Source organism: Corynebacterium sp. LK10 (genome assembly GCF_008042455.1).
In the GTDB taxonomy this organism is placed as follows: Bacteria; Actinomycetota; Actinomycetes; order Mycobacteriales; family Mycobacteriaceae; genus Corynebacterium; species Corynebacterium jeikeium_D.
Window position 1 is genome coordinate 431,613 of sequence record NZ_NOVT01000002.1, and the last position, 21,883, is coordinate 453,495.

21 protein-coding genes are annotated in these 21,883 nt (G+C 59.7%); all 21 read left to right on the plus strand.

Annotation, left to right across the window (positions count from 1 at the left end; genetic code table 11):
- The first annotated feature begins 31 nt into the window (after positions 1-31).
- The 21 genes from rpmI to CHU70_RS01970 all read left to right on the plus strand — a co-directional run bounded on the left by rpmI (position 32) and on the right by CHU70_RS01970 (position 21,683).
- Positions 32-226 carry a 50S ribosomal protein L35 gene (rpmI, locus tag CHU70_RS01870; RefSeq protein ID WP_005511726.1) on the plus strand — a complete coding sequence of 65 codons (195 nt, stop codon included), beginning with the start codon at positions 32-34 and terminating at the stop codon, positions 224-226.
- A gap of 77 nt (positions 227-303) precedes the next feature.
- Entirely contained in the window at positions 304-687 is a 384-nt protein-coding gene (gene rplT, locus CHU70_RS01875; RefSeq protein WP_016422904.1) for a 50S ribosomal protein L20, read from the plus strand.
- A gap of 183 nt (positions 688-870) precedes the next feature.
- Positions 871-1,701 carry an RNA methyltransferase gene (locus CHU70_RS01880; RefSeq protein WP_016422903.1) on the plus strand — a complete coding sequence of 277 codons (831 nt, stop codon included), beginning with the start codon at positions 871-873 and terminating at the stop codon, positions 1,699-1,701.
- A 98-nt stretch (positions 1,702-1,799) separates the two neighbouring features.
- Entirely contained in the window at positions 1,800-2,849 is a 1,050-nt protein-coding gene (gene pheS / locus CHU70_RS01885) for a phenylalanine--tRNA ligase subunit alpha (protein ID WP_147719396.1), read from the plus strand.
- 32 nt (positions 2,850-2,881) lie between these two features.
- The gene (gene pheT / locus CHU70_RS01890) at positions 2,882-5,374 is read left to right on the plus strand and encodes a phenylalanine--tRNA ligase subunit beta (RefSeq protein ID WP_147719397.1); all 2,493 of its coding nucleotides are present in this window, start codon (positions 2,882-2,884) and stop codon (positions 5,372-5,374) included.
- 27 nt (positions 5,375-5,401) lie between these two features.
- A complete protein-coding gene (locus tag CHU70_RS01895) occupies positions 5,402-6,241 on the plus strand; it encodes a trypsin-like serine protease (protein ID WP_147719398.1) in 840 nt (279 codons plus the stop codon).
- Between the two features lie 149 nt (positions 6,242-6,390).
- Positions 6,391-7,431, plus strand: a complete 1,041-nt coding sequence (argC, locus tag CHU70_RS01900) for an N-acetyl-gamma-glutamyl-phosphate reductase (protein ID WP_187269946.1) — start codon at positions 6,391-6,393, stop codon at positions 7,429-7,431.
- Positions 7,428-8,636 (plus strand): bifunctional glutamate N-acetyltransferase/amino-acid acetyltransferase ArgJ, encoded by a 1,209-nt coding sequence (gene argJ, locus CHU70_RS01905; RefSeq protein ID WP_016422898.1) that lies wholly within the window; start codon positions 7,428-7,430, stop codon positions 8,634-8,636. Before argC ends, argJ begins: the two co-directional genes overlap by 4 nt.
- Positions 8,637-8,657: 21 nt before the next feature.
- Entirely contained in the window at positions 8,658-9,551 is an 894-nt protein-coding gene (argB, locus tag CHU70_RS01910) for an acetylglutamate kinase (protein WP_016422897.1), read from the plus strand.
- Positions 9,552-9,609: 58 nt separating this feature from the next.
- Entirely contained in the window at positions 9,610-10,815 is a 1,206-nt protein-coding gene (locus CHU70_RS01915; protein ID WP_070605568.1) for an acetylornithine transaminase, read from the plus strand.
- A gap of 6 nt (positions 10,816-10,821) precedes the next feature.
- Positions 10,822-11,763: an ornithine carbamoyltransferase gene (gene argF, locus CHU70_RS01920; RefSeq protein WP_049189988.1), complete on the plus strand. Its 942-nt coding sequence runs from the start codon at positions 10,822-10,824 to the stop codon at positions 11,761-11,763.
- 4 nt (positions 11,764-11,767) lie between these two features.
- Positions 11,768-12,250 (plus strand): arginine repressor, encoded by a 483-nt coding sequence (locus CHU70_RS01925; RefSeq protein WP_005511719.1) that lies wholly within the window; start codon positions 11,768-11,770, stop codon positions 12,248-12,250.
- 49 nt (positions 12,251-12,299) lie between these two features.
- On the plus strand, positions 12,300-13,499 hold the full coding sequence (locus tag CHU70_RS01930; protein ID WP_016422894.1) for an argininosuccinate synthase: 1,200 nt from the start codon (positions 12,300-12,302) through the stop codon (positions 13,497-13,499).
- A 45-nt stretch (positions 13,500-13,544) separates the two neighbouring features.
- Positions 13,545-14,984 carry an argininosuccinate lyase gene (gene argH / locus CHU70_RS01935; protein ID WP_049170381.1) on the plus strand — a complete coding sequence of 480 codons (1,440 nt, stop codon included), beginning with the start codon at positions 13,545-13,547 and terminating at the stop codon, positions 14,982-14,984.
- Between the two features lie 525 nt (positions 14,985-15,509).
- Positions 15,510-16,661 carry a hypothetical protein gene (locus tag CHU70_RS01940; protein ID WP_147719399.1) on the plus strand — a complete coding sequence of 384 codons (1,152 nt, stop codon included), beginning with the start codon at positions 15,510-15,512 and terminating at the stop codon, positions 16,659-16,661.
- A 6-nt stretch (positions 16,662-16,667) separates the two neighbouring features.
- Positions 16,668-18,299: a VWA domain-containing protein gene (locus CHU70_RS01945; RefSeq protein WP_147719400.1), complete on the plus strand. Its 1,632-nt coding sequence runs from the start codon at positions 16,668-16,670 to the stop codon at positions 18,297-18,299.
- Positions 18,286-18,933: a hypothetical protein gene (locus CHU70_RS01950; RefSeq protein WP_147719401.1), complete on the plus strand. Its 648-nt coding sequence runs from the start codon at positions 18,286-18,288 to the stop codon at positions 18,931-18,933. The genes CHU70_RS01945 and CHU70_RS01950 overlap by 14 nt, the downstream gene beginning before the upstream one ends.
- Positions 18,923-19,096: a Trm112 family protein gene (locus tag CHU70_RS01955; protein ID WP_070767256.1), complete on the plus strand. Its 174-nt coding sequence runs from the start codon at positions 18,923-18,925 to the stop codon at positions 19,094-19,096. Before CHU70_RS01950 ends, CHU70_RS01955 begins: the two co-directional genes overlap by 11 nt.
- A complete protein-coding gene (locus CHU70_RS01960; protein WP_070767255.1) occupies positions 19,097-19,747 on the plus strand; it encodes a DNA-3-methyladenine glycosylase in 651 nt (216 codons plus the stop codon).
- 48 nt (positions 19,748-19,795) lie between these two features.
- Complete coding sequence (gene tyrS, locus CHU70_RS01965) at positions 19,796-21,064, plus strand: tyrosine--tRNA ligase (RefSeq protein ID WP_126108063.1); 1,269 nt, start codon at positions 19,796-19,798, stop codon at positions 21,062-21,064.
- A gap of 244 nt (positions 21,065-21,308) precedes the next feature.
- The gene (locus tag CHU70_RS01970) at positions 21,309-21,683 is read left to right on the plus strand and encodes a hypothetical protein (protein WP_126108062.1); all 375 of its coding nucleotides are present in this window, start codon (positions 21,309-21,311) and stop codon (positions 21,681-21,683) included.
- Positions 21,684-21,883: the final 200 nt, after the last annotated feature.

Consider the following 21,883-nt stretch of genomic DNA (forward strand, 5'->3'; position numbering starts at 1 on the left):
GCGTCAAAGATCGGTAGGGGAGAGTTTTAACATGAAGCAGAAGACCCACAAGGGCACCGCAAAGCGCATCAAGGTTACCGGTTCCGGCAAGCTGCGCCGCGAGCAGGCTAATCGCCGCCACCTCCTGGAGGGCAAGCCGTCCACTCGTACCCGTCGCCTGAAGGGCACCACGGACGTTGCTAAGTCGGACGTCAAGCGCGTCAAGCGTCTGCTGGGCAAGGCTTAGTTTTTCAAGCCTCGTCCCAGGGCAATCGCCCTCTTAATTTCACTAGTTCTTAAAGACAACGAAAAGGAAGTATCACCGTGGCACGTGTGAAGCGGTCTGTTAACGCTAAGAAGAAGCGTCGCGAAGTTCTCGATTCCGCAAAGGGCTACCGTGGTCAGCGCTCCCGCCTGTACCGCAAGGCCAAGGAGCAGATGCTCCACTCCAAGACCTACGAGTTCCGCGATCGCCGCCACCGTAAGGGTCAGTTCCGTCGTCTGTGGATTCAGCGTATCAACGCTGCTGCCCGCGCTAACGACATCACCTACAACCGCTTCGTCCAGGGCCTGAACCTGGCTGGCGTTGAGGTTGACCGTAAGAACCTGGCTGAGATGGCTGTCAACGACCCACAGGCATTCGCTGCTCTGGTCAAGGTCGCTAAGGATGCTCTGCCGGAGGACGTCAACGCTCCTGCTGCTAAGTAAAGCAGCTACGAGGTAACTCGTACGTAGCGTCGGCAAGCGCCTGCGACCGGCAGTGCGCCTGCCAACATCTTTGAAAAACCACCGTCGATTGGGTTAACGAATAACCTCGACGGTGGTTTTTCGTATCCGCACTGGCCTGCTGGCGGTTATGAATCCCGAGCCGCATCACTAGGATTAATCACTATGAACTCTGCGCTGTACTTCAACGACGAGCCGTTTACTCCTCGCACCCCGCGAGTCTCGGCGGCTATTCAGCTCCACCGTGCGGCCAAGCGGAAGAAGGCCGGGCGCTTCCTCATCGAGGGCTTCAATTCCGTCGATGCGGCTATCCGCGCAGAGGCTGTCGTAGAAATTTTCGTCACCGCTGCCGCCGCCGAGCAGTTCCGCGAGCTGCTCACGGGGTATCTCGAATCGGGGACGCAGCGTAAGTCTGTTTCGCTTATCGACGCCGCCGCCGCCCGCTCTTTAAGTGAAACTGTCACCACCACCGGACTCTTCGCTGTCTGCGACACAGGTGCGGTGTCCATTTCGTTGGAAGAGGCCATTGAGGTTGGAAAGCAGTCCGGCTGTCTGGTGATTCCGGTGGAGTGCAATGACCCGGGTAATGTCGGCACGATTGTGCGTATGACTGATGCTCTCGGAGCTGGTGCGGTTATCCTTGCTGGCGATTCGGTTGACCCGTTGAATTCTAAGGCCGTGCGTTCGTCGGCAGGTTCTGTTTTTCATACCCCTGTCGCACGCGAGCGCGATATTGATGTCGTTATGGAGAAAGTCAGGGAAGCGGGCTTTACCACCCTCGCCACGGCGATGGATGGCGCTCTCACGCTCGGCGTTGATGCGCTTCCCGACGGTCCCGTCGCCTGGCTTTTCGGCAACGAAGCCCATGGCCTGTCGGAGGAGATTACGGCCTCGGCGGGGGCAAGTGTGTCCATCCCGATTAAGGGCGAGGCAGAGTCGTTGAACCTCGCCACCGCAGCGGCCATGTGCCTGTGGGAGACGGTTCGGGGTAAGTAGGAAACCTCGATGGTGAGGTGCATGCACGTGTGCAGTTATCCTCGACTATGATTGTTCCATCACAAGAACTGATAGTCCTATATAGAAGTGGTTGACACGTGAGCGATTCGCCAAATCCTATCGATCTTTCCGAGGAAGCCCTCCAGGCGGCTGCGCAGAAGGCCACGGGTGCCTTTGATGCTGCCGGCAACCTGGATGAGCTTTCTGCCGCCCGCCGTGAGCACTTGGGGGATGAAGGCTACATTCCGCAGGCTCGCCGCGCGCTGGGCTCCATTCCGAAGGCTGAGCGCAAGGATGCTGGTCGTCGCGTAAATGTTGTTCGCGGAGCCGTCGAAAAGCACTATGCTGAGCGTCTTGCAGTGCTGGAGGAAGAGGAAAACGCGCGTCGCCTGGTCGCGGAGCGTATCGACGTGTCGGTGGACACCACGCAGAGTCAGCGTGGCGGTATGCACCCAATTACCATCCTGTCCGAGCAGATTGGTGACATCTTCGTGGGCATGGGCTGGGAAATCGCCGAGGGCCCAGAGGTCGAAGCCGAGTACTTCAACTTTGACGCGCTGAACTTCCTGCCGGATCACCCGGCTCGTACTCTGCAGGATACTTTCCACATTGCGCCGGAAGGATCCAAGCAGGTGCTGCGTACGCACACCTCGCCGGTCCAGGTTCGCACTCTGCAGTCACGTGACCTGCCGATTTACGTTATCTGCCCGGGCCGTACCTTCCGCACCGATGAGCTCGACGCCACCCACACCCCGGTCTTCCACCAGGTGGAGGGACTCGCTGTGGACAAGGGGCTGACCATGGGGCACCTGCGCGGCACGCTGGATCACATGGCAAAGGCGCTGTTCGGTCCGGAGACCAAGACCCGCATGCGCACCAACTACTTCCCGTTCACTGAGCCGTCCGCTGAGGTTGACGTCTGGTTCCCGAATAAGAAGGGCGGCGCAGGCTGGATCGAGTGGGGCGGCTGCGGCATGGTCAACCCGAACGTGCTGCGTGCCTCCGGTATTGACCCGGACGTGTACTCGGGCTTCGCGTTCGGCATGGGCCTGGAGCGCACCCTGCAGTTCCGCAACGGCCTGACCGACATGCGCGACATGGTCGAAGGCGACGTCCGCTTCACGCAGCCGTTCGGTATCCGCGGCTAATTCACTGACCTACAGATAGGAGTTTTACTTACATGTTCATTCCACAGTCGTGGGTCACTGAAATCGTTCGCGGCCCAGAGAACACCATCAACCCGGACTGGTCCGTTACCCCGGACGAGTTGGATGAGGGCTTTGTCCGCGTTGGTTTTGAAACCGAGGGGCACGAGCCGCTGGAGAAGGTCGAGGGGCCGCTGGTTTTCGGTCGCGTCGACCACATTGAGGAGCTCGAGGGCTTTAAGAAGCCAATTCGCTTCTGTCAGGTCAATGTCGGTGATGTCAATGGCACCGGCGAGCTGCAGGAGATCATCTGTGGTGCCCGCAACTTTGAAGAGGGCTCCATTGTTATCGTCGCACTGCCGGGCTGCGTGCTGCCGGGTGGGTTCGAGATTTCCGCACGGAAGACTTACGGCAAGATTTCCAACGGCATGCTCTGCTCCGAAGCTGAGCTGGGTATGACCGATTCCTCCGCCGGTATTCTGACGCTGCCGTCGGCCCCAGCTGAGCTGGGTTCGTGCGCCAAGGAATTCATCGGTCTCGATGACGAGAAGTTCGAGGTCAACATCACCCCGGACCGCGGTTACGCGCTGTCGGCCCGCGGTCTGGGCCGCGAGATCTGCTCCGCCTTCAACCTCGACTTCGCCGATCCAGCCAAGGTCAACGAGCTGCCGGTCGAAGGTGAGGTCCTGAACGTCACTATCGACGAGGACACCGACACCCGCCGCTTTGGTCTGCGCCGAGTCACCGGCATCGACCCGAACGCCGAGACCCCGTGGTGGATGCGTCGCCGCCTGCTGCTGGCTGGTCAGCGTCCGGTCAACGTGGCCACGGACGTCACCAACTATGTGATGCTACTGCTCGGTCAGCCGATGCACGCTTTCGACGGTTCCAAGATCGCTGGTGGCCTGCACATCCGCAACGCTAAGGCCGGCGAGACTCTGACCACCCTCGACCACGTGGACCGCAAGCTCGACCCGGCAGACGTTGTCATCTGCGACGACAATGGTATTCAGTCGCTGGCCGGCATCATGGGTGGTCTCACCTCCGAGATCGCCGACGACACCACCGATGTGGTCTTCGAGGCCGCCAACTGGTCGCCGCTGCATGTCTTCCGCAGTGGTCGCCGCCACAAGCTGAGCTCCGAGGCTTCACGACGTTTCGAGCGCGGCGTGGACACCGCTCTGGTCGAGCCGGCTCTGGATCTGGCCTGCCAGCTGCTCGCTGACATCGCCGGCGGCACTATCGACACTGGTCGCACCCTGCTCGGTGAGGTTGCCACCATGCCGACTATTGACTTTGCTGTCAACCGCGCCAGCGAAGTTGCGGGCGTTGATTACCCGCGTGAGACCGTCATTGGACGCCTGCGCGAGGTCGGTTGCGAGGTCGTCGACAACGGTGACCGCCTGGCTGTCACTCCGCCAACCTGGCGCTCGGACCTGACCATGTCCGCTGACCTGGTTGAGGAGATCCTACGTCTGGAGGGCCTGGAAGACATTCCGGTTATCCTCCCAATCGCCCCGGCCGGTCGCGGTCTGACCGAGCGTCAGCTGCGTCGCCGCTTCGTCGGCCACGCGCTGGCTCACAATGGCTACCTGGAGATTCTGCCGACACCGTTCATTGCCAACGATGTCTTCGACGTCTGGGGCCTGGACGCTGATGACCCGCGTCGTAACACCGTCAAGGTCATCAACCCGTTGGAGTCCGACCACGCTCAGCTGGGCACGACTCTGCTGCCGTCCATGCTTGAATCGCTGAAGCGCAATGTTGCTCGCGGCCAGGTCGACCTGTCGCTCTACGGTGTGGAGCAGGTATCCATCGAGCGCGGTAACGGTGTCTCGCCGATGCCGTCTACCGCGGGTCTGCCGAGCGAGGCCGAGCGCGCCGAGCTGCTGGAGTCGCTGCCGGAGCAGCCGCTGCACGTCGCCACTGTCGCCTGCGGTCGTATCCGCCTGGATAGCCCGTGGGGTGACGAGGCCGCGTACACCGTCGCCGACGCCATCGAAGCCGCGCGCATTGTTGCCCGCGCTGCCAACGTCGAGATGGAGATCCGTAACGCTGAGGTGCTGCCGTGGCACCCGGGCCGCTGCGCTGAGCTGCTTGTCGACGGCGAGGTCGTCGGCCACGCCGGTGAGCTGCACCCGAAGGTGTGCAAGGACGCTGGTCTGCCGGAGCGCACCTGCGCGATGGAGATTAATCTCGATGCACTGCCAGTGACGGAGCACCTGCCGGCGCCGGTACTCAGCCCGTTCCCGGCTGTCCACCAGGACGTCGCGCTTGTTGTCAGCGATGAGGTCTCCGCCGCAGAGGTGGAGAAGACTCTGGTGGAGGGTGCTGGTGAGCTCCTCGAATCCATTCGTATCTTCGATGTTTACCGTTCCGAGCAGATGGGCGAAGGCGTTCGTTCACTGGCGTACTCCCTGCGTTTCCGCGCACCGGACCGTACGCTGAAGGAAGAGGAAGCTTCCGCGGCTCGCGAGGCGGCCATTGAGCTGGCCACTACCCGTCACGGCGCTCAGCTGCGTGGCTAAAAGGGGAGACCACAGGGAGAGATACCCATGATTGGCATCTTGCGGCACCGCGGCAACAGGCTGAATAGCGCAGAGGCACGAGAGCAGCGCGTTGGAGTGCGCGCGGTGAGCAGCGCGAAGCCTGCGGCGACTGTGGCTGCAGCTGCTGTCACGGCAGGTCTGTTGCTCACCGGCGCGCCGAGTGCGGCTGCGCTGGTTGGCGGGGAGGCTGCTGCGCCTAGTGTGGCGGCGGACTCCGTGGTGTCAATCATGGTCCAGACCAGTCCCCATACCGGAAACTTTTGCACGGGAACTGCAATCGCCCCGCAGTGGGTAATGACCGCCGCCCACTGCGTGCGTGATGTCCCGCAGCAGGTTGGGGAAGTCGAGGTCGGATTCGGCTCGGATGCCCGGCGTGTACCGATTGATCGCTGGGAGATTGCACCCACCGGTGACGTAGCGCTTGTTCACCTTGCGGGCGACGCAGCTCTTCCGGGGTATCCCGCAATGGAACGTCGTCAAGCGTTTTCGGAGCAAGAAACGGCAGGCACGGTCTATGGGCGATCGCTGCTCGGCGATGTTGCGGATGGCACGCTGCCGTCGGCGACCGTCACCGCTTCGATGTGTCCAGTGAAGTATCAACAATGCGTGCGGGAAGACTCGGTGTTGGCGCGCATGGAGCGCCCCGCGGCGTTGCAGGTGGGCGATTCGGGCGGACCGCTTTTTATCGACGGCCAGCTAGCGGCGGTGTTCTCGGGCGCGGTGGCTTTTGATGGCAGCGTCGCACCGGAGGAGTCGGGTTACTATCTTTACACCACGACGTCATCGGTGGCGCAGTGGGCAGATGGCGTGATGAGCCAGGAGCCAAGCGTCGCGTTCGTTGAGTAATCTGCCGTGCTCGACGAACGCGATGTATGTACCGACGACGGCGTTATATTCATAAGTCACTCACGTCACATCGATAGAATCCCAGCACTTTGGCAACGAATTCTATGAATATCTTGCAACGCAGTGAATAAAAGTGTTGAATGTTTGGCATGAGTATTTCCGTTGCCATTGCCGGTGCGACCGGTTACGCAGGAGGAGAGATCCTCCGCCTCCTGTTGTCGCACCCGGCGTATCTTTCCGGCGAACTGACCATCGGCGCACTAACGGGAGCATCCAACGCGGGTGCCCGTGTGGGCGACATTATGCCTCATGTGGCACCTTTGGCTGATCGTCGTATTGAGCCGACTAATGGTGACACACTTGCCGGGCATGACGTGGTGTTCCTCGGCCTGCCCCACGGTCATTCGGCTGCGATTGCAGAGCAGTTGGGCGATGACACGGTGATTATTGACTGCGGCGCGGATTTCCGCCTGCAGGATGCCGATGAGTGGGAGCACTACTACGGCTCGGAGCACGCCGGTACCTGGACTTACGGTATTCCGGAGCTGCCGGGCAACAGGGAAGGAGTGGCTGCTTCCAAGCGTATTGCTGTGCCGGGTTGTTTCCCCACTGGCGGTACCATTACGGCACTGCCGGCAGTTGCAAAGGGTCTGGTCAAGCCGGATCTGTCCGTTGTTTCCGTCACCGGTACCTCCGGTGCGGGCAAGAAGGCAGCTGTGCCCCTGCTCGGGTCCGAGGTTATGGGCAATCTCCGCGCCTACAACACTGCGGGCAAGCACCGCCACACCGCAGAGTTCCTACAAAACCTCAAGCCGTACGCAGAGGCTCTCACCGTCAGCTTCACGCCGGTGCTCGCTCCGACGTCGCGCGGCATTCTCACCACCATCACCGCTCCGCTTGTCGACGGGGTGACGGAGGCAACCGCACGGGAGGCCTACCTCGAGTTCTACAAGGGTGAGCCGTTTGTGCAGGTGTTGGCCGAAGGGCTGCAGCCGCAGACGCAGTCGGTAATTGGCTCTAACTTGGTTCAGATTCAGGTTGAGGTAGATGAACGCGCCAAGCGTCTGGTGCTGACCTCGGCGATTGACAATCTGACAAAGGGCACCGGTGGTGCCGCAGTTCAGTGCATGAATTTGGTTACTGGACAGAATGAAACTGCAGGACTTCCATTGGTAGGAGTTGCCCCATGATGAAGGAAGAAAAAGAAGGTCTCGTCAACGTCGCTGGTGACGAAGGCGGCGTATGTGCACCTCAGGGGTTCGTGGCCAGTGGTGTCATTGCAGGCATCAAGGTCAGCGGAAACCCGGACATGGCGCTCATCGTAAACCAGGGGCCGGAGAAGACTGCTGCGGCTGTCTTTACTACCAACCGTGTCCAGGCTGCGCCGGTGACGGTATCCAAGAAGCACATCGCTGACGGCAAGCTGTCCGCTGTGGTGCTGAACTCGGGCAATGCCAACGCCTGCAATGGTCAGCCGGGTATTTCCGACGCCCTCGAAGTCTGTCAGAAGGTCGCAGATGAGCTCGGCGTCGATGTTACCGAGATTGGTACCTGCTCCACCGGCTTGATTGGTGACCGGCTGCCGATGGACATTGTTCTGGCAGGTGTGCCGAAGCTTTGTGAGAATCTGGGCAGCGATGCCGCCGCAGGTACGGCTGCAGCAGAAGCCATCTTGACCACTGACTTGGTGGCAAAGCAGGCCGTTGCGCATGGTGACGGATTCACTGTCGGCGCTATGGGCAAGGGTGTTGGCATGATTAGCCCGTCGATGGCCACGATGCTCGGTGTGATTACGACGGATGCGTCGGTAAGCGCAGAAATGGCGCACGAGGCTATTGCCAAGGCGAGCGAGGTTACGTTTAACCGCCTAGATATTGATGGCTCCACATCCACCAATGACACCGTCATCATTTTGGCCAACGGTGCCTCTGGTGTGAAGCCCTCGCAGGAGGAGCTCGACCAGGCAGTGCTCAGTGTGTGTGATTCCATCGCGCGCCAGATGCAGTCGGACGCCGAAGGCGTGACCAAGCGTGTGTCCGTGACCGTGCGTGGCACCGGTGGTGCTGAAGATGCTCTGGTAGCTGCTCGAATCATCGGCCGCGACAACCTCTTCAAGTGTGCGATGTTCGGTTCGGACCCGAACTGGGGTCGTGTGCTGGCGGCTGTCGGCACTGCACCGGTGGATATGGATCCGGAGCACATCACTGTTTCCTTCAACGGTCATGTAGTCTGTCGCGATACCGGTGGCACGCCTGATGCTCGTGAAGTGGATCTCTCCGGCAAGGACATTGCCGTGGAGGTTGACCTCGGTACTGGTAATCCGGAAGAGGCCACGATTCGTACGACTGACCTTTCCCACGACTACGTTCACATCAACTCGGCATATTCGTCGTAAAGGTTTTGAGGAGACTCTGCAATGGTTCACCAGTTGACCGAAGGGCTGTCCTTCGAACAGCGGGCACATGTGCTGGCGGAAGCACTGCCGTGGCTGCAGCACCACCGCGACAAGATTGTGGTGGTCAAGTACGGCGGTAACGCGATGACCGACCTGAAACTGAAGAAGGCCTTCGCGCAGGACATGGTTTTTCTGCGCACCGTGGGGGTGAAGCCGGTGGTTGTCCACGGTGGCGGCCCTCAGATTTCGTCGATGCTCAAGCGCCTGGGGCTGGAGGGAGAGTTCCGAGGCGGTTTCCGTGTCACGACTCCGGAGGTCATGGAAATTGTCCGCATGGTGCTCTTCGGGCAGGTCGGCCGCGAACTGGTGAACCTCATCAACGCCTACGGCCCCTATGCAGTGGGTACCTCTGGCGAGGATGGCGGCCTGTTCACCGGTACTCGACGTACGGTAAACGTCGGTGGCAAGGAGACAGATATCGGGCTGGTTGGCAATATCACCGAGGTGCACTCGGAAACGCTGTTGGACCTGATTGATGCCGGACGTATCCCGGTGGTCTCCACGATTGCGCCGTCCGCTGACGGCAAAGAGGTTTACAACATCAACGCCGACACGGCAGCAGGTGCACTGGCATCGGCAATTAACGCGAACCGTTTGGTGATTCTGACTAATGTCGAGGGTCTCTACACGGATTGGCCGAACCGCGATTCGCTGGTGTCAAGGATTTCCACTTCTCATCTGCGAGAAATCCTTCCGACGCTGGATTCCGGAATGATTCCGAAGATGGAGTCCTGCCTGAACGCAGTGGATCAGGGAGTGCCTGCGGCCCACGTTATCGACGGCCGCCAGCCGCACTCGGTGCTGCTGGAGCTGATGACTTCCGGTGGTATCGGCACAATGGTAGAGCCCGGATAAGGCAGAAAAGACGGACAAGAATTTACCGACATACATGTTAGGCAGGTCGAAAGACGACATGAGCGACTTCAAGCAGCAGTGGCAACACACGATGATGAACAATTACGGCACGCCGCGCATTGAGCTTGTGCAGGGTAAGGGCGCTATTGTCACGGATTCCGAGGGCAAGGAATACCTGGACCTGCTCGCCGGTATTGCAGTCAACGCGTTGGGGCACGCACATCCGGCAATCGTGGAAGCTGTGTCCAAGCAGATTTCCACGATGGGGCACGTGTCCAACATTTTCGCCTCTGAGCCACCGTTGGCACTGGGCGAGAAGCTCATTGAGCTCACTGGCTGGGACACTGATGACACCCGGATTATGTTCTGCAATTCCGGCACCGAGGCCAATGAGGCGGCGTTCAAGCTGGCACGTTTGACGGGACGCAACCGCATTATCGCGACCCACCACGGGTTCCATGGCCGCACCATGGGCGCACTTGCCATGACCGGTCAGCCGGACAAGCGCACCCCGTTCGAACCGATGCCGGGTGGAGTCGAGTTCGTGCCGTACGGTGACATTGACTTCCTCACCAAGACCATCGAATCCGATCCGTTGGGTGTCGCTGCGGTGATTCTGGAACCAATTCAGGGTGAGACCGGTGTGGTCGCACCGCCAGAGGGATACCTCGCTGCCGTCCGCGAACTGACCAAGCGCTTCGACGTTCTCATGATTGTCGACGAAGTACAGACCGGCATCGGCCGTACCGGCCAGTGGTTTGCCCACCAGCACGATGGCATCGTGCCGGATGTCATGACCCTGGCGAAGGGGCTCGGCGGCGGCCTGCCGCTGGGTGCTGTCATCGCCAACGGCCGCGCAGCGGAACTGTTTACTCCTGGTGCGCACGGCACCACCTTTGGTGGCAATCCGGTCTGTGCCGCTGCCGGCCTGGCCGTCATCGAGACGCTGGAAGAAGAAAAGCTGCTCAATCGAGTCACCGAGAAGGGCAAGGTCCTGGCTCGCAAGCTCGCGTCGTTAAGCCATGTCGATCACGTGCGTGGTCGCGGCTTCATGCTTGGACTGGTGCTGCGCGAGAACCTGGCGAAGGAAGCGGTTAACGCCGGTTATGAACGTGGTGTCATTCTGAACGCTCCGCAGGCGAATGTGCTGCGTATTGTGCCGCCGTTGAACCTCAGCGATGAGGAAGTCAACCGCGCCGTCGAGTTGATTGATGCCTGCCTGAACGACGCCGTTGAGGCTGTCGCCAACAAAGGAAGGAATTAGAAACTGATGCTCCGTCATTTTCTCGCCGATGATGACCTGACTCCACAGGAGCAGGCTGAGGTGCTGCAGTTGGCTGCAGAGCTGAAGGTAGCGCCGTACTCCCGACGTCCGTTTGAGGGGCCACAGTCGGTTGCGGTGCTGTTCGACAAGACGTCGACTCGTACCCGTTTCTCCTTCGACGCTGGTATCGCAGCTCTGGGCGGCAACGCGATTGTGGTCGAAACCGGTAACTCGCAGATGGGCAAGGGCGAAACCTACCAGGACACCGCTGCTGTGCTCAGCCGCTTTGTCTCGGCAATTGTCTGGCGCACCTACGCGCAGTCCGGTTTGGAGGCCATGTCTGAAACCGCGACGGTGCCGATTGTCAACGCGCTTTCCGACGAGTTCCACCCGTGCCAGATTCTCGCTGACCTGCAGACCATCATCGAGCACAAGTGCCCGGAGGAAGGCCAGACGGGACTGCGTGGCAAGAAGGCTGTGTACTTTGGCGATGGTGCCAATAACATGGCCAACTCCTACCTCGTGGGCTTCGCCACCGCAGGTCTGGACGTCACCATCTGTGCACCGGAGGACTTCCAGCCGGAGCAGGTCTACGTCGACCGCGCCAAGAAGGTTGCGGAGCAGACCGGTGCGGCCGTGTCCGTGACCGCGGACGTCGATGAGGCCATTGCCGGTGCCGACGTTGTCATCACCGACACCTGGGTCAGCATGGGGCAGGAGAACGACGGCCTGGATCGGCGTACTCCGTTCCTGCCGTACCAGGTCAACGCTGAGCTGATGGCCAAGGCAAATGAGGATGCCATCTTCCTGCACTGCCTGCCGGCATACCGTGGCAACGAAGTTACTGCCGAGGTCATCGATGGCCCGCAGTCGGTAGTCTTCGACGAGGCGGAAAACCGCATGCACGCTCAGAAGGCGTTGCTGACCTGGCTGGTGGAGAGGCAGTAAGGTCATGACCGCAGCACAACCAGGATCTCGCACAGCTCGGCAGACGCGCATCGCTGACCTGCTGGCGCAGCATCACGTGTCCAGTCAGGTTCAGCTCGTCGAGCTGCTTGCCGACGAAGGCATTGAGATTGCGCAGGCGACGTTGTCCAGAGACCTCGATGAGCTGGGAGCCCGAAAGATTCGCGATGGAGCCAACGGTTCGCGGTATTCCATCGTCGAAGATGCACTCGCTGTCTCCAGCGGGGCAGTGGCCAGGATGCGGCGCGTTTTAGACGAGCTGCTGGTCTCCATTGATCATTCGGGCACCATCGCGGTTGTGCGTACACCACCGGGAGCCGCACAGTATCTAGCCAGTGTGATTGACCGTGCGGGACTCAAAGAAATCGTTGGCACAATTGCGGGAGATGACACCGTAATGTGCCTGGCTAGAGAACCACTTTCCGGCGCTGACCTAGCCCAGCGTCTAGCCGCCGGAACGAACCAGTAAACTATTCCACGAAATGCTTTAAAGCACCGATTAAAGGAGCGCTTACCCTATGACCAACCGGGTTATTCTTGCTTACTCTGGTGGCCTCGACACCACCGTTGCTATTCCGTACCTCAAGGAAATGACCGACGGCGAGGTCGTCGCAGTTTCCATCGATGTCGGACAGGGCGGCGAGGACATGGAGTCCGTGCGTCAGCGCGCTCTGGACGCCGGCGCTGTCGAAGCTGTCGTTGTCGACGCTAAGGACGAGTTCGCCGAGGAGTACTGCCTGCCGACCATCAAGGCCAATGGTCTCTACATGAAGCAGTACCCGCTGGTTTCTGCACTGTCTCGCCCGCTGATTGTTAAGCACATGGCGAAGGCCGCAGAGGAGTTTGGTGGCACTCACGTCGCACACGGCTGCACCGGTAAGGGCAATGACCAGGTCCGTTTCGAGGTTGGTTTCGCTAACACCGCCCCGGATCTGAAGATTATTGCACCGGCTCGTGACTTCGCTTGGACCCGCGACAAGGCTATTGCCTTCGCTGAGGAGAAGGGTCTGCCAATTGAGCAGTCCAAGTCCTCTCCGTTCTCCATTGACCAGAACCTCTTCGGTCGCGCCATTGAGACCGGCTACCTGGAGGACCTGTGGAACGCACCGACCAAGGATGTCTACGCGTACACCGAGGATCCGACCCTGAACTTCAGCTCCCCGGACGAGGTCATCATCTCCTTCGAGGACGGTAAGCCGACTGCCATCGACGGCAAGAAGGTTTCCGTGCTTGAGGCCATCGAAGAGATGAACCGCCGCGCTGGTGCTCAGGGCATCGGTCGTCTGGACATGGTTGAAGACCGCCTGGTCGGCATTAAGTCCCGCGAGATTTACGAGGCTCCGGGCGCAATTGCCATCATGACCGCACACGCAGCGCTCGAGGACGTCACCGTTGAGCGTGAGCTGGCTCGTTACAAGCGTCAGGTCGAGGGCGAGTGGGCCAACCTGGTCTACGACGGCCTGTGGTTCTCGCCGCTGAAGCGCGCGCTGGATGCCTTCATCGAGGAGTCCCAGAAGGGCGTTTCCGGTGACATCCGCATGGTCATGCACGCAGGTCACTGCAACGTCAACGGTCGTCGTTCGAACACCTCGCTGTACGACTTCAACCTGGCTACCTACGACGAGGGCGACACCTTCGACCAGACCCTGGCTCGCGGTTTTGTCGAGCTGCACGGCCTGTCCTCGAAGATGGCCGCAAAGCGCGACTTCAAACTGTAAAGCTTCTCCAGAGCGACTAGAGCGAAAGGCCTATTGGAAAAGACAATGGTCGAAAAGCACGGTACCAACGAAGGCTCCCTGTGGGGCGGCCGCTTTGCCGGTGGCCCGTCCGAGGCGATGGCCGCATTGAGCAAGTCCACCCATTTTGACTGGGTGCTCGCGCCTTACGACGTTCTTGCGTCCAAGGCCCACGCCCGAGTGCTGCATGCCCGTGGGCTGCTCAGCGATGCCGACTTTGACACCATGATCGAAGGCCTTGATCAGCTCGGTCGCGACGTTGCCTCCGGCGAATTTGGTCCAGAGCCGACAGATGAGGACGTCCACGGTGCCATGGAGCGCGGTCTGATTGATCGCGTCGGCCCGGAGGTCGGCGGTCGCCTGCGCGCTGGTCGTTCCCGCAATGACCAGGTGGCAACTCTGTTCCGCATGTGGCTGCGCGATGCCGTGCGCGGCGTTGCACTGGATGTCACTGACCTGGTTGCCGCCCTGGTGGCTCAGTCCAAGGCACATCCGGATGCCATCATGCCGGGCAAGACCCACTCCCAGGCAGCGCAGCCGGTATTGCTGGCCCACCAGTTGCTGGCTCACGCGCATCCGCTGCTGCGCGATCTGGACCGCATCCGCGATCTCGACCGTCGACTGGCTGTGTCCCCGTACGGTTCCGGTGCGCTCGCGGGATCTTCGCTGCACCTGGATCCGGAGGCCATCGCGGAGGAGCTCGGCTTCGACTCTGCCACGGACAACTCCATTGACGGCACTTCTTCGCGTGACTTCGCCTCTGAGGCGGCTTTTGTCTTCGCCCAGATTGCTGTGGACATGTCTCGCCTGGCAGAGGAAATCATCTACTGGGCCACCCCGGAGTACGGCTACGTCACTCTGGCTGATGCCTGGTCGACTGGATCCTCCATCATGCCGCAGAAGAAGAACCCGGACGTGGCAGAGCTGACCCGCGGTAAGACCGGTCGCCTGATCGGTAACCTCGCTGGTCTTATGGCCACGCTGAAAGCGCAGCCGCTGGCCTACAACCGTGACCTCCAGGAGGACAAGGAGCCTTTGGTGGACTCGGTTGAGCAGCTAACCTTGCTGCTGCCGGCCCTGACCGGCCTGGTGGCAACGCTGACCTTCCACGAAGACCGTCTGCGCGAGCTCGCTCCGGCGGGCTACACCCTGGCCACGGACTTGGCTGAGTGGCTGGTCCGCGAGGGCGTACCGTTCCGCGACGCTCACGAGGCATCCGGCCAGTGTGTCCGCATCGCAGAGTCCAAGGGCGGTATCGGTCTGGACGAGCTTTCCGACGAGGACCTCGCCGGTATCCACCCGGCACTGACTCCGAAGGTCCGTGAAGTGCTGACTATTGACGGTGCTGTCGCTTCCCGCGATACTCGCGGCGGCACCGCGGGTGTCCGTGTTGCAGAGCAGCTCGCTCGCGTTGACGAGAAGAATACCGAGCTGAAGCAGTGGGCTGAAAAGCCGGTTCGCGGCTAAAGCTGCTAGAGCTAGCAAACCTGCTAGCCCAGCTAACGCAGCTAATTAATCGGTGTGCGGTCAATCGACCGCACGCCGATTTTTTACAGCCCGGGGGGGGGAGTAGAAAAACCAGCAACCCGACAACTGATGACCCGGTAACTATCAACCCGATAACTGGCCACCCGAAAAATTACGGGCTCCACGTGCGAATACGGGCTGCAAATGTGAAACTGTGTAAGTTTATGACACTTTCAGGCCATTTTTCAGGCCATTTTTGTCATAAACGTAGTCAGTAACTCGGCTCGACCCGCCGCCGCCAGTCATAAACGTAGTCAGTAACTCGGATTGACCCGCCGCCGTCAGTAACCCAGTAATGCCAGGGTGCCCCCGAAGTGACGCAGATTACTGATTATTTCTATATCTGTTGCCAGGTTTGGCCGGGTCTCTTACCATAATTTCATGGCGGAAAGTACGCGGTCGAGCGGTGGAAATCGCAGCTCACGAGATAAAAATAAAAATCAGAGTGGTAGCAAGAAAGGGTGCATGGGCCCGGGGGCAATTCTTGCAGTCATTTTGATTGTCATCGCGGCTGTTGCAGTCTATGTCGGTCGCGGCGGTAGTATCCCAGGTTTTTCTGGTGGCAGCTCCGGAGGAAACCGTGATTTCTTCGGTGGTGAAAAGACCGTCGTCAAGGCGATTGTTGGCTCTGAGAAGAAGCCCTTCTTCGAAGACAAAGAGGTCCAGAAGGCTCTTGCCTCTCACGGCTATGTGGTGGAAGTAAAGACGGCGGGTTCGCGTCGGATGGCCACGGATGTGGATCTGGATTCCTTCGACTTGGCGTTTCCGTCGTCGGCACCGGCAGCGGAGAAAATTGCCGAGAAGATGAGTGGCGCTGAGCGGTATGACGTCTTCTACACACCGATGGCGATTGCTACTTTCGACAACATCTTGCAGGCGTTGGAGCGGGAAAATGTTGCTCGCCAACAGGGCACTACGTGGCAGGTAGATATGGCAGCGCTGGCCACGATGCAGCACGACAATGTCCGCTGGCGTGACTTCGCGGCGGACGATTATCCGTCGCCACGCACGGTGCAGATGTCCACGACTGATATTCGTTCGTCGAACTCGGCCGCAATGTACTTGTCGCTCATGTCTTGGATTACCAATGAAGGCCGGATTGTGTCTGACAATGGGCAGGTCAATGCGGTCTTGCCGGAGCTCACCCCTCTGTTCACCGGCCAGGGGTACACGGAATCCTCGTCGGCTGGTCCATTTTCGGACTACCTCTCGCAGGGTGTCGGTTCGAAGCCAATGGTGATGGTTTACGAGTCGCAGTTCCTGGGGGAGAACAGTGCCCCGAACAGCCGGTTGAAGTCGGAAATGCGCCTGGCGTATCCATCGCCGACGATTCTGAGTACTCACGTGGCGCTGGGTTTTAACGACAATGGAGCTGCGGTCGCACGGCTCCTCGCCGAAGACCCTGAGCTTCAGAAGCTGGCGGCCAAGCACGGTTACCGATCCAGCCAGCCTGAGGCGATGGAGGAATTCCAGACGCAGTTGAAGACGGGCCAGGAGGTCTCCACCGATTTTGTGGACTCCATTGATCCGCCGAGTTTCGACATCCTCGAGCAGCTCATTGAGGGTGTTTCCCGTGGATACCAGAGCCCTCCGAGGCCGGAAACGGAAGAGGGGTAAAGCCGAATGAACATGTATAAGGCACCAACTGCCCTCCGCAAAATGCTTCTTGGCCTCGTCGGTGTGCTCGGCATCTTCGCTGTCGCGGCCTGCTCCGACGGTGGCCTGAACCTGCCGCTGGGCTCAGACGATGACAAGACGAATAAAATCAACGTCGATTCTGACCTCAAGGGCTCGACCATGCGTATCGCCGGGGCCACGGAGCTTGCAGAGCTCCAGCCACTGATGCAAAAGGCCTCCGACGACCTCGGTTTTACGATTAACCTCGAGCTTGTCGACGGCACCGTGAAGAACAGCCACGCCCTTGTCGCAGACGAATTCGACAACCAATTTGACGCCACTTGGTTTGCTACCAACCGGTACGTTGATCTGCTCGGTGGGGCTGACAAGCTGGGCGAAGCCAAGAAAGTCGCCACCTCACCGGTAGCCTTTGGTATCCATTCGGCGAAGGCTCGGGAGCTCGGTTGGGATACCAAGCAGCCGACGTGGGCTGAGATCGCGGAGGCTGCGTCGTCAGGCAAATTGACCTACGGCATGACCAACCCCGCGGAATCGAACTCGGGCTTTTCCGGTGTGGTGTCGGTTGCGACCGCGTTCGCCGACACCGGATCGGCGCTGACTACGGGGGATATCAACCGCACCACGCCTGAACTGCAGAAGTTCTTCGAGGGGCAGAAGATGACCTCGGGTTCGTCGGGGTGGCTGCGCGACAAGTTCCTGGATGAGCCGGACTCCGTCGACGCGCTCATCAACTATGAAGCTGTGTTGCAGCAGATGAATAAAGAGGGCGCTGACCTGGAAGTTGTTGTTCCGAGCGACGGTGTCATCAGTGCGGATTACCCGCTGACGCCACTAGCTCAGCCGGCTAACGACCTTGCCGCGCGGCAGACGGAGGCTCTCGGGCAGTGGCTGGAAGCGAACTCGCAGGTTCTCGCCGATCACTTCCTGCGCCCGGTCTCCGATGACGCCAACCTGCCGGAAAGCATGACCAACAGCGTCATTATCGAGCTGCCGTTCCCGGGCGATCGCGCCGTCACGGACCGCCTTATTGAGGCTTACGACAATGACCTGCGCGTGCCCGGAGAGTCGGTCTTCGTTCTCGACACCTCCGGTTCAATGTTCGGTGAGCGCATCGCCGATCTACAGGCGACGATGCGCGCAATCGTCGACGGCAGTGCACGCACCGAAACGGGAAGCGTGGGATTGCGAAACCGTGAGATCGCGACGATCCTGCCGTTCAGCACGACCGTCGGCGAGCCCACGACCACAACAATTGACGGCCCGGAATCGCGCGCGCAGCTCACCGCCGCCGTCGATGGTCTGTACGCAGAGGGCGAGACGGCGCTTTACGACGCACTGATTCAGGCCTTCGACCTTCTCGGCAGCTCGGATAAGAACTCCATCCCGTCCATCGTGGTGTTGACCGATGGTCAGGTAACGTCGGGCAAAAGCTTTGCGGAATTCCGTGATTTCTACCAGTCCAAGGGCGGGAATCTGCCGCCGGTATTCGTCATTCGCTATGGCGAGGCGGATCCGGGAGAAATGCAGGAACTTGCGAATCTGACCGGTGGTAAGGTTTTTGAATCCCGTGAGACCGAGCTTGCTGATGTGTTCAAGGAGATTCGTGGCTACCAGTAAATCCTCCGGAACTTCCTCTGGCGGTGGCTTTCTCAACAGTCCCGCCAACATTGTCGGGCTCATCCTTGCCATCGCCGTCGTGCTGCTGCACCTGGCCGTGGGGCTTGGTTTCCTGTGGCCAGTTGTTGCGATTGCCGCGTGGGGCGCGTCGGTTGCTTTGTTGCCGAGGCAGAGCAAAGAGGCTCAGAAGTCCGTTAGCTCGGCGGCGAAGCCCGAGGTTCCACAGCGTCGCCCGCTCAATCCATCTGAGCTGCGTAGGAGTCTCCACCGGACATTGGGCCGGCTTTTCGATGCACAGCCTGGCGAAGCTCTTGGTAACGCCGCAAATGACCTGGGTGCGACGCTGGAATCCGTCCTGAGCGAGTGGAAGTACCTCAAAGATTATCCCGAGCAGAAAGTAGTCATCGGCGGCATTATCCAGGAGTACTTGCCGCAGACAGTCAACTCCTACCTCGCGGTCCCGGAGCGTCTGCGTCACAAAGCCGAGAATCCGGCTCGGGAGTCCATCGACCTGCTGCATTCCGCGGTGCAGAAGATCCAGGATGCTATCGGCCAGGACAACCTGATTGCTTTGGAAGGTCAGCGTGACACCCTGGCAATTCAGTTCGGTAAGGTAGTGGACTATGAGCCTTGATCCGAAACTCCTTGAAATCCTCGCATGCCCGCGTGACAAGGGGCCGCTTGAATACCTCGAAGACGAGCAGGTGCTGGTCAATACTCGCCTGAAGATTGCCTACCGCATCGACGAAGGCATTCCGGTCATGCTTTCCGACGAAGCTATCGCCTGGGACAAGTAATTGCCTTTCCCGCTTGCCGACGGTTACCGCGCCCTCGACCGCACTGTGCTGTCGGGAGCTCCCATTGAGGCTGCGAAGACACTGCTCGGCTGCGTAATTGTCATCCCCGCTGAGGATGTTATCGCCACCATCACCGAGGTCGAGGCCTATGGTGGCCCAGTTGACCAGCGCTATCCCGACCCGGCCGCGCACTGCTTCATGGGGCCAACCGCACGCAATCGCGCCATGTTTGGCCCGGCGGGACATTGGTATATCTACCGCTCCTATGGCATTCACTTTTGTGCCAACATCACCAGCGCTACGGACGGCACGGGTGGGGGAGTATTAGTCCGCTCCGTACGCATTGAGCAGGGCCTGGATGCGGTGCGCCGTCGCCGCGGTGAAAAGCCAGCAGTTGCGGGTCTCGGACGTGGTCCAGGAAATGTTGGTCAGGCGCTTGGCCTTGACTTAAATGACTATGGGGCAGATGCGCTGGATCCGTCGTCACGCGTGTTTGTGGCGCAGCCAGCGAACGCCGATTCGGTTAGAGACATCCACGCAGGCCCGCGCGTGGGCGTTCGGCGAGCGGCGAATCGGCCGTGGCGGCTGTGGCTTCCGGACGATTCCGTCTCAGCCTATCGGCGCCACAAGAAGGCGGTTGAGGAGTTCTAGGTCACCCTCGCGGTGAACGTCGGCAAGTGAAACGTTACGATAGGGGACGTGACTGAACAGAACATTATCGACGAACTACAGTGGCGTGGCCTGATTAATCAGTCCACCGATGTTGACGCGCTGCGCGAGGCGTGCGAAAACCCCATTACTCTGTATTGCGGTTTTGACCCAACTGGCGATTCGCTGCACGCGGGCCACCTGGTTCCGATGATTATGCTGCGTCGTTTCCAGCTGGCCGGTCACCACCCAATTGCGCTGGCCGGTGGCGCCACAGGCTTCATCGGCGATCCGCGTGATGTCGGTGAGCGTTCGATGCTCAGCCAAGACGCCATTGAGCACAACCTGGAGGCCATCAAGGGCCAGCTGCGTCGTTTTATTGACTTTGAGGGCGATGCCCCGGCGACAATGGTCAATAATGCGGACTGGACTATGAACATGTCCGTCATTGACTTCCTTCGCGATGTCGGCAAGAACTTCTCCCTCAACACCATGCTCGACCGCGACACCGTGAAGCGTCGCCTCGAGTCTGACGGTATCTCCTACACCGAGTTTTCCTACATGCTGCTGCAGTCCAACGACTACGTGCAGCTGCGCCGCAACTACGATTGCGTGCTGCAGATTGGCGGCGGTGATCAGTGGGGCAACATCGTCTCTGGTGTCGATTTGAACAGGCGTATCGACGGCGCCAAGGTGCACGGCCTGACCGTGCCACTGGTGACCGATGCGCAGGGTCAGAAGTTCGGTAAGTCTACCGGTGGCGGCAAGCTGTGGCTGGACGCTGAAAAGACCTCGCCGTACTCCTGGTACCAGTACTTCCTCAACGCTGGTGACTCGGTTGTTATTGACTACCTGCGTTGGTTCACCTTCCTGTCTCAGGAGGAAATCGCGGAGTACGAGGTTGCTGTTGCGGAGCGTCCGTTCAAGCGTGAGGCGCAGCGTCGTCTGGCGCAGGAGATGACCAACCTGGTCCACGGCGAAGAGGCCACCAAGGCTGTTGAGCTGGCAGCGCAGGCCCTGTTTGGCCGCGCTGAGCTGACCGAGCTGGACGAGGCCACCCTGGCGGGCGCCGTCTCGGAGACTGAGGTTGCGGAGATTGCTGAGGGCGAGCCGCGAACTGTTGTCGACCTTCTCGTTGCTGCGGGTCTTGCCAAGTCGAAGGGCGAGGCACGCCGCACCATTAAGGAAGGTGGCGCGTACGCCAATAACCAGCGCATCGAGGACGAAGCGTGGGAGCCGGCTGCCGAGGACCTGCTGCACGGCAAGTGGATTGTGCTGCGCCGCGGTAAGAAGAACTTCGCTGGTGTGAAGTTCGTGTAGGTGCTGGTTGGTCTTTGTGTAGGCGCGCTGCTGATCTCTAGATCAATTGGTGTTTATGCAGCTTGATTCCTTTTAGGTAGCTGGGCTAGGGCTCTGGGCAGTCTAGGGGATTGATGATTTCAGAATCATTGACTCCTGGTCACTCCGGAGCCTTAGTTGTTTTAAAGGGAGCGTAGAAGCCGAAGCAAAGGTGGTAGCGATGAGTCCAAGACATGAAAACCGTGCTGGACGGGGAGGCTCGTTGATGGGTCGGATTATCGCGCGTTTCTCGAAGAAGTCTCAGCGTGCGTCAGAAACGGGCTCCGAACAAGCCCACGATTTTCAGGGTGAGGTTGCTTCTCGGCGGGTGAGCCCGCAGAGCACGCCAGGCCGATTGACGGTTGAAAACCCAAATGTGTTCTACACCGTTGAAGATAGGCAAAACGAAATCGTTATCCGTGAATATGATGCCTTCATCGGTGGCCTTTCCGACATGGTCGGACTGGAGGATGAATTCCAGCGGAATTTTTACGACCGTGAAGTCATTGTCAGGAAAACCACGGACAGTCAGCGAAAGGAGCGAATACATTCTTCCAGAGAAGCCTTCGAGGATTATCACCGAAGACTTCGTGGACAGTAGCTGTAGCTCTTCTTGGGTTTCATCAAAGGAGAGGACTGGCAGCTTCTGGTAAGTCGCTCTACTGCACAGGAAAACCCTAGATCAGATCTATCTACCTGGGGTTTTGTGTCTTTGGGTGGTGTGTGTGTAATGTATTCGGAGGTCAGCGTGGCCAGGCAGTTTATGTGTTTGGTTGGCTGATGTGGGGGAAATGTTTTCGT